This is a genomic window from Methylobacterium sp. WL19, assembly GCF_008040005.1.
Classification (GTDB): domain Bacteria; phylum Pseudomonadota; class Alphaproteobacteria; order Rhizobiales; family Beijerinckiaceae; genus Methylobacterium; species Methylobacterium bullatum.
This window is the reverse complement of the sequence record NZ_VRVC01000275.1, coordinates 1-1,148: the sequence shown is the minus strand read 5'-3', so window position 1 is coordinate 1,148 and position 1,148 is coordinate 1. Positions and strand designations below refer to the sequence as shown.

Sequence of the window (1,148 nt, the reverse complement as noted above, 5' to 3'; positions counted from 1 at the left end):
ACGATGGCCAAAGAGAAGTTTGCCCGCACCAAGCCGCACTGCAACATCGGCACGATCGGTCACGTCGACCACGGCAAGACGTCGCTGACGGCGGCGATCACGAAGGTCCTGGCGGAGTCGGGTGGCGCGACGTTCACGGCCTACGACCAGATCGACAAGGCCCCCGAGGAGAAGGCCCGCGGCATCACGATCTCGACGGCTCACGTCGAGTACGAGACGGCCAACCGTCACTACGCCCACGTCGATTGCCCCGGCCACGCCGATTACGTGAAGAACATGATCACCGGTGCCGCCCAGATGGACGGCGCGATCCTGGTCGTGTCGGCCGCCGACGGCCCGATGCCCCAGACCCGCGAGCACATCCTGCTCGCCCGTCAGGTCGGCGTGCCGGCGCTGGTGGTGTTCCTCAACAAGGTCGACCTCGTCGACGACGAGGAGCTCCTCGAGCTCGTCGAGATGGAGGTGCGCGAGCTCCTCTCCAAGTACGACTTCCCCGGCGACGACATCCCGATCACCAAGGGCTCGGCCAAGGTCGCCCTCGACAACGGCGACAAGGCCGTCGGCCACGACGCCGTGCTGAAGCTGATGGAGTCGGTGGACGCCTACATCCCGCAGCCGGAGCGTCCGATCGACAAGCCGTTCCTGATGCCGATCGAGGACGTGTTCTCGATCTCGGGCCGCGGCACCGTGGTGACGGGCCGCGTCGAGCGCGGCATCGTCAAGGTCGGCGAGACCGTGGAGATCGTCGGCATCCGCGACACCCAGACCACCACGGTCACGGGCGTCGAGATGTTCCGCAAGCTGCTCGACCAGGGCCAGGCCGGCGACAATGTCGGCGTGCTCCTGCGCGGCACCAAGCGCGAGGACGTCGAGCGCGGCCAGGTCGTGTGCAAGCCCGGCTCGGTCAAGCCCCACACCAAGTTCAAGGCCGAAGCCTACATCCTCACCAAGGAGGAGGGCGGTCGCCACACCCCGTTCTTCACCAACTACCGGCCCCAGTTCTACTTCCGCACCACCGACGTGACCGGTGTCTGCGAACTGCCCGAGGGCACCGAGATGGTGATGCCCGGTGACAGCGTCACCATGGACGTCACCCTCATCGTCCCCGTCGCCATGGAAGAGAAGCTCCGCTTCGCCATCCGTGAAGG

Annotated in this window: 1 protein-coding gene; it reads left to right on the top strand. The window is 66.5% G+C overall.

The window, feature by feature from the left end:
* Positions 1–3: 3 nt before the first annotated feature.
* Positions 4–1,148: elongation factor Tu (gene tuf, locus FV220_RS25010; protein ID WP_147833585.1), on the top strand; the 1,145-nt coding region annotated here is incomplete at its 3' end.